Consider the following 10,511-nt stretch of genomic DNA (forward strand, 5'->3'; position numbering starts at 1 on the left):
CATCACCCCTTAGCACTAGCATTATGAGTCATCTGATGACTGGGTTGAGCATTCGTAGTCTTAGACTGGTTGAATCGTTCAGCCACTGGGATGTAAGGACTGCTGCGTCCCTCACGCTGAACCCGTAAATGAGACTGCCACAGCGACCAAGGCCCTGCCAAATTGCCAATTAACTCCAAGCCCAGCAAGGACATGGGATAATCAGTCCAACCTCTTAGCCTAGCCTGAACCCGCCAAAGGAAAAGATAGGGAATTTCAACCAAGATGCGCCATAGGCCCCGCCAATCTCCATCCTGAAGCCAAGTAACCAGATGATAGGAAGGGCCTCCCTTGCTATAGTTATAGAGTTGCCGCCTTAGGGCAGCCTCTGTTCGGCGGTGTTTATGCCACAGATAGCAGGACTCAGCATATATCAGGGTGTAGCCAGCTTTTAGCACCTTATAAAACAAATAGGTATCTTCACCAACACCAGAGGGTAACCCTGGGCCTAGGGTCTCTTCCATTAAGCCAATATCAGGATGATTGAATATGCTGGCTCTGAAGGCAGCATTTGCAGTTGCACCGAGCTTCCAGGTCGGTACTGCCTGACGAGGAAACGATTCAAACCAATCTCCATTCACTTCCATCGGCTCAAAGCCCTTGCCCAGACCGCCATAGTCTTCAAAAGCCTGCTGAGAGGGGGTTTGCAGTTCTATGGGCAGAACATTGCCGGTAACTACCATGACATCTGGACGACTAAAAGGGGCAACCAGTTTTTCCAACCAGTCTGGCGGAGCAATCACATCATCATCGGTGGCAATGACAATATCTCCTGTACAGGCATTGATTCCGGCGTTGCGAGCGTAGGCCAAGCCTTGGCGTGGCTCTGTTACTAAGATGACACCAGGAAACTTGGCCACAATGGGGGGGGTAAGTCCTGATTGAGGGTGGTTATCAACAACAATTATTTCGATCGGTCGGTTTGAATTCTGGGCTAGGAGAGTTGGCAGACATTCTTGCAAGTCTTGGGGACGATCGTAAGTTGCCAGAACAATGGATACTGGGATGTGGTCGGGTAACGATGGGGGCTGGGCCTTCTGAACCGCATCGGGTAGCCAATGTTGCAGTAGGGTATTCATTGATTGTGCCCAGAGTAAATCCTTGTGCAGTCTGAAGTCAGGATCAAGGAGTTGCAAACCAAATTTTTGAATAATCATACCCCTGAGTCGAGAAGCACTTAGAGGTTGATATGCCGTCTGAATATCGATCGACCCCAAGGGTTGTTCATGCCAAGTGACAAAAATGCGGGCCTTGTCATACTCAACAACATCCCTCAAGGAAATCAGGGGTTGACTGAGTTCTACCGTTTTAACAGCAATCGCAGACTGAGCGGGGTACTGTGCCGATTGGGGAGCACTGTTAGTCACAACTGCGGGCAATAAAGGCTCCCCTGCGTAGGCTTTACTGAGATTTTTAGCAATTTTGTTGGCTTTGGGGTAGCGAGTTAGGCCCACAAAACACCCCCGCAACTCACCCCAAATCAGTTCTCTTGGTAAGCGATTAGGGTATTTGAAGGATATCCACAGCCGTCGCAACAACCACCACCACAGCCACCAAATTCCTAGTTTTAAGAAGGCGATGCGCTCAGTAGGATACGCCAGGGCACTTCGTAGGAAATAAGAATACAGACCAATACCGTTGTTGGCGATCTGGGTGTAAAGTTTGGCGTAGTCTCGCCGGTGACGATGACGGACGATCGCCGTGGGCGTGTAAACCAGGGTATACCCTTCCTTTAGCACTCGGAAAAACATCTCAATATCCCCACCCCCATTGGTTACTGTGCCCACATCTAAGGCTGGATCAAAGCCACCAATCTGCTCAAACAAGCTACGGCGAAAAGCCATATTGGCTCCTGTACCAAACTGACCAGCAGCGCCATAGAGGGAAGCGACTGATTTAGATGGAGCTGCGGCTCCAATAAACCATTTAGGTTCAAATCCCCGCCCAAAGCCACCATAGTGCTCAAACAATACCTGTGCTTTGGTTTCCAACTCGTAGGGCACCACCAGCCCTGTCACCGCCATTACCTGGGGATTTTCCACAAATACCCATGCCAGTGCCTTCACCCACAATGGATCCACCACGACATCATCATCGGTATAGGCAATGATCTCGCCTTTGGCTTCTAGGATGGCGCGGTTGCGTGCCCAGTCTAGCCCCGGACGCGGTTCGCACACATAGCGTACCTGGGGATAGTTACCCTCGATGAGATTACGGGTGCTGTCGGTAGTAGGGGCATTGTCCACTACGAGAATCTCTAGGTTGGGGTAGTCTAGCTTGCTCAGGGCACTGAGGCAAAGCTGCATGTCGTCGGGGCGATCGCGGGTACAGACCGCCACAGTCACTAACGGATAGCTAGACTGCTTTTGCCAAAAGGTTTCTAAAGGTGAAGGGAGATTGATTAAATCCTCTAGCTTCAGTTTTTCTGGCAAGGCAGAGATGGCCAATAGCTTTTCCAGCAAACTATGAATGAGCTTCGTGCTGTGCTCTTGAAGAATAGCCTGACCCATGCTTTCGACTGTGCATTTGCCATTAGTGATGGGAGCCTTGACATAACCGATTGGTACCCCGTGCAATCGCACCAAACCTAGCACTCCCATATAGCCCTCTAGCCCCTCCAACGTAACTAAGGGCTGGCTCAGTTCAACATCAACGACCTTGATGGGGTAGAGCATAGGCACCTCCAAATAATCGTGTCATCAGCCAATGCAGTACATACCCCACCAATTGCTGAAACTGTACCTTGCGGTTTTGGGGTGTCACGCCAACAGAGCGCAATGCTGCATCAAAGGACTGCCCAGGGGCAACCCTGGTAGTTTCATCCCGCTGCCGCAGCCAGACGTAGCGCCACCGAGGAAGCGCCAGCCGCAACAGACTTTTGAACCCCAGGGAATAGAATCCCAACCGGCATAAGGTTATCACTGGGGTAGCCTTGAGGGCAGCAACCAGCCATACAATCGCGTTAGAAAAATCGGTATACAGATAGCAAACACGGGCAAGGTAGAGATAAAAGCTGCTGGCGGAGAGTTGATAGAGGATTTTTGGAATCTCTGGATGTTTTTCCCGCACCGATCGCAGCATCACCTGATGGGATCGCGCCATGCGCGTGAAATCTGTAGACATGCTGTGGTTGTCTTTACGGTAGCCCACCAAAAATTCCTTCACGACACGGAATTCACAAATCTCTGCTAGCCGCAGATACAAGTCCCAGTCTTCACAGCCATGGGCTTTCTGCCGCTGCATATCAGTACGGTAGCCGCCAACTTGTTGCAAATAGGTGCGCTTGATCAGTGAGGCACTGGCATTCCCCAAAAAGTTATGACAGATCAGGGTGATGTAAACATTACCCTGAATCCCAGAGGTACGAAAACCACCCGTTACCTTACCATAGCCGTCTACATCGGCTGACCAAGCATACACCACGCCAACAATAGCGGGAGCCTGCTACATACAGTCCACCATTTTTTCAATGGCTTGGGGATGCCACAGGTCATCGGCATCGATCGGGGCAATATACTCTCCTTGGGCATGGCGAATTCCCGTATTCCGGGCAGCGGCGGCACCAGCATTGGATTGTGTAATCACCTTCAGACGGCGATCGCGTAGCATAATTTGGCTTGCAAGGTCTGCTGTGCCATCAGTTGATCCGTCATTGACAACTAAGACTTCTAAGTGTTCATAGGTCTGGGCCAAAACTGATGTCAACGTCTCTGCCAGGCATTTTTCAGCATTATAGGCCGGAATCACAACCGATACTAGAGGCATTACGGTACTCATATGTTATTAACCCGACCACTATGGGCTACATTTCATCCGGGCTATATCTCGAAGAATAGCTAACCTCAGTAGCAATTAACACTCACAGTTGACACTAAGTAGTTAAAACCACTACTCAGCCTCAACCAGGAATAGTCTCATCAGGCATCAAAAAGCTACGATCGCATTCACATGTCGCGCCGTGTAAGCCTCAACAGTAAATTTCCGTAGCAAGTATCATCAGTAGCTGATCTAAAAGGGTAACAAACTGGCCATCTACCAATAAACCTGGCTTTCAGCTACCGCCTATACTCATGTCTCCACTCAACGCTTGCCGAAAGGCTTCAAAGCAATCTGAATCTATTCAGGATCACGTACAAATCAATGCGCTGTATTGTGTTCAACGCTTAGCATATTACAAGTCTGTTCTCAAAATTGTTGCAAAACTGTAATAATTTGTTATATTAATTTACATAGATGAATCAATGCCTTGTGCAAAGGAGCAAAGAGTATGACTAGAGGTGTTGTTACCGAAGAGGGCGGTCGCCAAAACATTTATGCCATTGAGCCTACTGTTTATGTGGCGCAGGACTCTGGTATGGGTTTCACTAAGCGTGCTGAGACTCTAAATGGTCGTTTGGCTATGATTGGCTTTGTGTCTGCCATACTGCTGGAAGTGATTACTGGCCATGGTGTCCTGGGGTTTTTGGCAAACCTGTCTAACGTTCAATAAGTAAATGGTTTGATTGATCCTCCTTGCCTGTCATCACACCAACCAACTTGTTTCGCTTCTAAGGAGATAGTTATGAATACTGATTTTGATTTCAAGGATCCTACACTGTTCGGGCCAGTTGTTTTTCGCCCTAGCTTTAACAACTTTGAGACTATTAATGCTACTCAGGCATGGTCACTATTTTTTACGGCTAGTCAAGAAGACAAGATTTTGGGATTCAGCCCTGAGATTGGTCGCTTTTTCACCAATGCCCTGATTGCGATCGCCGGAGCAGGCATCCTCTGGTCATTGATCTTCAAGCCCCTCTACTAGAAATTAGTGGTTCAGCTAGATTTGAGTGTTCGAGATAAGGCTACTGGGTAACCGGGTGTGACTATGTTACGCCCGGTTTTTTTCAGCCATGATTTTTTCCACCACATCCGCCACGATTTTGTCAGGGGTTGAGGCACCCGAGGTAATACCTACAGTAATTGGGCCTGCTGGCAACCAAGCTGGGGTGATCTCTAAGTCTCTGCCAAGGGGTTTGTGTTGAATGCGATTGCCTTCTAAAATGCGATCGGCACTATCAATGTGATAGGACGGAATTCCCCGCTCGATGGCAATTTCCTGCAAGTGGGTGGTGTTTGACGAGTTAAATCCACCGATCACTACCATCACGTCTAATGGCTCGTCTACTAGCTGCGTCATGGCATCTTGCCGCTCTTGGGTGGCATCACAAATCGTGTTGAAGCTGAGGAAATGCTGATTCAATACATCAGGGCCGTACTTACGCATCATGGTGTGCTCGAACAGCTTGCCAATCTGCTCTGTTTCACTTTTGAGCATGGTAGTCTGGTTGGCAATACCAACTCTCTCTAGGTCGCGATCGGGGTCAAATCCAGCAGAACAAGCGCGTTGGAACTTGGCCATGAATTCGGCTTTGTTACCCCCGTGCAGAATGTAGTCGCAGACGTACTGGGCCTGTTGCAGGTTAAGCACGATCAAGTACTTGTCAGCAAAGGAACTAGTGGCAATGGTTTCCTCATGGTTATATTTACCGTGAATGATAGAGGTGTAGTTTACTTTTTTGTGTTTTTCGACAGTATTCCAAACTTTGGCAACCCAAGGACAGGTGGTGTCAACGATCGTGCAGCCTCGGTCTCTAAGCAGTTGCATCTCTTGCACACTAGCCCCAAAGGCAGGCAAAATCACAACATCACCTGCCGCAATTTTAGAAAAGTCCTTTACACCATTCTCAACTTCAATAAACTGGACTTGCATGTCCTGCAACTTTTGGTTCACCAGTGGGTTATGGATGATCTCGTTGGTGATCCAAATGCGATCGTTGGGGAAATGGGTGCGGGTTTCGTAGGCCATGGCAACAGCACGCTCCACTCCCCAGCAAAAGCCAAAGGCTTCCGCTAGGCGAATAGTGACATTACCTTGGGTGAGAGTGTAACCATTGTCTCGAATTTGCTGCACTAGGCTACTCTGGTACTCAGTTTGCATCACGCCAGTGACTTCAGCCCCATGCCCAAATCCCTTACGGTGGTAATTTTCTGACTGTTGTAGCGACCGCTTAAACGCTTTGGTATCCATGTCAACTGTCCCTGACGATTCAACGCTGATAATAAACAATGGACTGCAAGTGACCATCCACATACTCATAAACCAGTGTAACGGTTTAGTAGCAGACACTCTTAATCAAAAAAGAATAGTGGTGCACATGCAGCCCACTCAGCTTATGACCACAGTGGTTTGTATCTGGCTTCTCAGCTTACTGTTGACAACTGCCTAGTTCGACTCAGGTTTCTCAGACAGAATGCTCAAGCGCACAGGCTCACCATCCTTCAGTGGACGGCCACTGCGCGTAACGTAGCGTTCACCTGCTTGCAAACCTGACAGAATTTCTACCTGACCGTTGCCGCGCTCGCCCACAATCACCTGTCTAGCCATCACCTTGGCATCCTTGCCGTCACCCACGACTACGAAGATCTTGGCAGGTTGTCCGCTAGCTGACGATCGTCGGCGGTTGCCTTGGCCCGATCGAGACTGTCCCTGAGCAGCGGTTGCACGAGTTGCCCGCTCGCCACCTTCTGTCTGCCTACCACCTTCTGCCCGCTGGGTATTCCTGCCCTTGGGGGAACTATCCAGTAGTGCTGGTGATGGGGAACCTTGGCTAGCTGGGTTGCCCTGCTGTCCAGATTTCTGGGCCTCGTCTTCCACTAGGGCTGACTGAGCTACAAGCACACGTTCTGTCTGCAGTTGAGCAAAGGTTACTCGTGCTAATAGTCCGCTACCAATTCTGCCTGCTTCATTGGGAATCACCACTTCCACGGGAATTAAGCGCACGGCTGGATCTGCAGCCGGAGAAATACGACTAATGCGGCCTTGAATAGTTTGATTAGGGAAGGCATCTAATCGCACCTGTGCAGCTTGACCAACTCGCAGCTTAGCAATGTCTAAATCGGAAACTTGAAGGGAAATTTTCACCTGGCTGAAATCGCCCACCCGCAAGATAGCACCTCCTGGCTGTACCAAGTTGCCTGCTTCTGTTAGACGCTCAAGCACCAGACCATCCACGGGGGATTGCACCACTGTATAGGCTTGGCGCTGTTGGGCTTGTTCTACGGCGGCCTGTTGAGCAGCCACTCGCCGTTCAGCCGCTGCGATCGCTTCCCGTTGACTCTGGACTTGTTCCTCTGCCGATCGCACGACTTGGGCGGCTGTGCGGGCATTCGTCACGGCTACTTCTCCCTGCTGGATGGAAATTGCACCGCTCTTAGCCAACCGCTGCAACCGATCAGCATCCGCTTGGGCCTGCTGTAGCTGCAACCGTGCTCGCTCTACCTGGGTTTTGGCTTCATTCAACTGTGCCGTTAACCTTGTCACTTCCGACTGCTGGGCAGCTAACTCTGCTTCCTGTTGCAGCACAGCAGCACGTAAAATATCACCGTCCAATTCAGCGACAACTTGACCTTCAGTGACGCGATCGCCCACATCTACTGCCATAGCGATCACCCTCCCCTCGACTTGGGCGCGGAGGGTCACATCTTGGTTAGGACGAGTCGTACCTGTGTATTCTCGCTGACTTTGGATAGACCCTGTACGGGCGACTGCTACATCAACGGGGGTCGGGCTTTGCTGCTCACCACGGGATGAGCGCTGGGGTTGGGCATCCGCAGGAACGCGGGAAACAAGCCCACAACTGCTGCTTAACAGCATCAGCCCTAGCAGGGCGATCGCTGGCAGCCTAGACCAGGGTAATTGTCTCATGCGTTCAGACTCTGAAGTAGGGTAACAACATTGTCACATGAGGCGAACCTCATCACTATTAGGCGGTTCATGCAGCCAACAGGTTCAGAACTGGCCAACTTTTTAATCAAACCACACCATGGACTACCCTAACAATTGCCATCTGCCCTCTATACCAAAAACTTACTAGCTACTAGAGGTTAGCCTGTGGAGGCTTTTTCATCATTATCTAGAATGCGCTGAAACAGGTAGCCCGTTCCTCGCGCCGTCAGAATCAACTCTGGATTGCTTGGATCATCCTCTAGCTTGGCCCGCAAGCGAGAGATATGCACATCCACCACACGGGTATCGACATGGCGCTCCGGTGTGTAGCCCCAGACCTCTTGTAAAATCTCTGACCGAGAAAATGCTTCTCCGGAACGACTTACAAGCAACTCCAGCAGGCTAAATTCCATACCCGTCAGGCGCACCCGCTCATCGCCCTTATAGACCTGGCGCTTGTTCGTGTCAATCCGCAAGCTTGTGACTTGAATGACACCAGAGCTAGGAATGCCCGATGTGCTTGTTTTTTCAACTCGACGCAGAACCGAGCGAATTCTTGCCTCTAGTTCCTTAGGAGAAAAGGGCTTGACTACATAATCATCAGCACCAAGCTCTAAACCTGTGATGCGATCGGCAACGTCTCCCAGAGCCGTGAGCATGATAATAGGTACTTCTGACTCCTTCCGCAGTTCTTGACAAACGCCATAGCCGTCTAGCTTAGGCATCATCACGTCAAGCACGACCAGATCAGGTTCAGTCTTCCGGAAGGTTTCTAACGCTTCTTCCCCATCCGCAGCTGTAACCACGTCATATCCAATCATGGACAAACGGGTTTCCAGAATGCGTCGGATGCTGACCTCATCATCCACAACCAGGATTTTTTCCTTATGGCTTTCCAACTTTGCTAAAACTCCTGAACCAGAAACATTGCAATTGAATGGCTAATATCACCACTTGTGTTGTACAACTCTTCATGAACGTCTGCTAACAAACAGAAGCAGCGCTCCAACCTTTTGTATTGCCAATGCAATCTAGGATTGAACTACAAAGGTTGAATTTGAACATTGACATCGTACAACTATCCTATGATTTCCATGCTACCCTAACAAATCACATTAGAAACGCCAGAATTCTGTTGATGCCTAAGGTTCAGTTTTTAACTCGAACACGAACTGAGCATAAAACTGACTAGGCTTGTTAACGAATTAAAAAGAATTATGTAGGTTGATTGTCACCTATTGCGGATAGAATCTTATGTTTCTTAATGAAATTTGAAGTATGGCAGTGAACTATGGCTAAGGTGCGGTCTGTTTACAGTTGTCATGAATGTGGAGCTGAATCGCCTCAATACTATGGAAAATGCCCCTTCTGTGGTAGCTGGAATAGCCTGATCGAGCAAGCCATACCTGCTAGTTCTGCGAGCAACCCTAGACCGAGCCAAGGGGGACGATCAACCCTACAGCGCCATACCTCTGGGGTACCTAAAGCACAGGCATCCCTTACCCTAGAACAAGTCTCTGATCATCCCCAGACACGCTTTTCCTCTGGCTATCCGGAATTAGATCGGGTGCTGGGTGGAGGCATTGTTCCTGGTTCCTTGGTGCTAGTTGGGGGCGATCCTGGAATTGGCAAGTCTACACTGCTATTGCAAGTTGCCAATAGCCTAGCTCAACAGTATCGGGTGCTATACGTCTGTGCGGAAGAGTCGGGTCAGCAAGTCAAGCTACGATCGCAGCGCCTTGGCATCGTAAAGCCTGCTGCAATATCAAGTGCGAAGGATGGTGATGTAACTGGTACGGAGGAACTGCCAGAGGCAATATCAGATCCATTACCAGTAACACCGTCCGCACCTAGGCTGTACTTACTGCCTGAAATTGACCTTGATATTATCTTGGCAGAACTAGCATCCCTCAAGCCACAGGTTGCAGTCATTGACAGTATCCAAGCATTGTATTTGGGGTCATTAAATTCTGCGCCTGGATCCGTGTCTCAGGTGCGGGAATGCACCTCAGCGCTGATGCAACTGGCAAAACGCGAACATATTACCCTGTTCATTGTGGGTCATGTTACGAAAGAGGGAGCAATCGCAGGGCCAAAGGTGTTGGAACATTTGGTTGATACTGTGCTGTATTTTGAGGGCGATCGCTTCGCCAGTCATCGACTCTTGCGATCAGTCAAAAATCGCTTTGGGGCCACCCATGAGTTGGGTGTGTTTGAGATGTTGGATCGTGGCCTTCAGGAAGTCGTGAACCCATCTGAATTATTTCTAGGGAATCGGGATGAGTTAGTGCCAGGAACTGCCACGATTGTTGCCTGTGAAGGTACGCGCCCATTGGTGGTGGAGTTGCAGGCGTTAGTTAGCCCCACTAGCTATCCCTCGCCCCGCCGTGCTACTACAGGTGTAGACTATAACCGGCTGTTACAAATTCTAGCTGTGCTAGAGAAACGAGTAGGCATCCCGCTCTCTAAACTAGATGCCTATGTAGCGTCCTCTGGAGGGTTACAGGTAGGGGAACCAGCAGCCGATCTGGGGGTCGCGATCGCAGTAGTGGCTAGTTTCCGTGATCGCATTGTGGATCCGGAAATGGTCTTGATTGGTGAGGTAGGGTTAGGGGGACAAATACGACCCGTTTCTCAGCTAGAGTTACGCCTGAAGGAAGCGATGAAGCTAGGCTTCAAGCGGGCGATCGTCCCCAAGGGACAAGCT

Annotated in this window: 9 protein-coding genes; 3 read left to right on the forward strand and 6 right to left on the reverse strand. The window is 49.8% G+C overall.

Annotation, left to right across the window (positions count from 1 at the left end; all coding sequences use genetic code 11):
* Positions 1–2 precede the first annotated feature (2 nt).
* From NZ772_06755 to NZ772_06765, 3 genes are read right to left on the reverse strand one after another with little or no spacing between them, the layout of a single operon-like run.
* On the reverse strand, positions 3–2,714 hold the full coding sequence (locus tag NZ772_06755) for a glycosyltransferase (GenBank protein ID MCS6813256.1): 2,712 nt from the start codon (positions 2,712–2,714) through the stop codon (positions 3–5).
* The gene (locus NZ772_06760; protein MCS6813257.1) at positions 2,689–3,459 is read right to left on the reverse strand and encodes a hypothetical protein; all 771 of its coding nucleotides are present in this window, start codon (positions 3,457–3,459) and stop codon (positions 2,689–2,691) included. The genes NZ772_06755 and NZ772_06760 overlap by 26 nt, the downstream gene beginning before the upstream one ends.
* A gap of 24 nt (positions 3,460–3,483) precedes the next feature.
* Positions 3,484–3,804, reverse strand: coding sequence for a glycosyltransferase (locus NZ772_06765; protein MCS6813258.1), 321 nt, complete (start codon positions 3,802–3,804; stop codon positions 3,484–3,486).
* A gap of 502 nt (positions 3,805–4,306) precedes the next feature.
* Between NZ772_06765 and NZ772_06770 the strand changes: the two genes are divergently transcribed.
* Together NZ772_06770 and NZ772_06775 are read left to right on the forward strand one after the other, a co-directional pair.
* Positions 4,307–4,528, forward strand: coding sequence for a chlorophyll a/b-binding protein (locus NZ772_06770; GenBank protein ID MCS6813259.1), 222 nt, complete (start codon positions 4,307–4,309; stop codon positions 4,526–4,528).
* A 72-nt stretch (positions 4,529–4,600) separates the two neighbouring features.
* Complete coding sequence (locus NZ772_06775) at positions 4,601–4,840, forward strand: hypothetical protein (GenBank protein ID MCS6813260.1); 240 nt, start codon at positions 4,601–4,603, stop codon at positions 4,838–4,840.
* Positions 4,841–4,906: 66 nt separating this feature from the next.
* Here NZ772_06775 and NZ772_06780 read toward each other — a convergent pair whose 3' ends face one another.
* From NZ772_06780 to NZ772_06790, 3 genes are all read right to left on the reverse strand, one after another.
* Positions 4,907–6,106, reverse strand: a complete 1,200-nt coding sequence (locus tag NZ772_06780) for a 4-hydroxy-3-methylbut-2-enyl diphosphate reductase (protein ID MCS6813261.1) — start codon at positions 6,104–6,106, stop codon at positions 4,907–4,909.
* 195 nt (positions 6,107–6,301) lie between these two features.
* Positions 6,302–7,783 (reverse strand): efflux RND transporter periplasmic adaptor subunit, encoded by a 1,482-nt coding sequence (locus NZ772_06785; protein MCS6813262.1) that lies wholly within the window; start codon positions 7,781–7,783, stop codon positions 6,302–6,304.
* A 179-nt stretch (positions 7,784–7,962) separates the two neighbouring features.
* Positions 7,963–8,703 (reverse strand): response regulator transcription factor, encoded by a 741-nt coding sequence (locus NZ772_06790; protein MCS6813263.1) that lies wholly within the window; start codon positions 8,701–8,703, stop codon positions 7,963–7,965.
* 392 nt (positions 8,704–9,095) lie between these two features.
* On the opposite strand from NZ772_06790, the gene radA reads away from it, so the two are divergent.
* A partial coding sequence (gene radA, locus NZ772_06795; GenBank protein ID MCS6813264.1) for a DNA repair protein RadA occupies positions 9,096–10,511 on the forward strand: 1,416 nt, incomplete at its 3' end.

Source organism: Cyanobacteriota bacterium, from assembly GCA_025054735.1.
In the GTDB taxonomy this organism is placed as follows: domain Bacteria; phylum Cyanobacteriota; class Cyanobacteriia; order SKYG9; family SKYG9; genus SKYG9.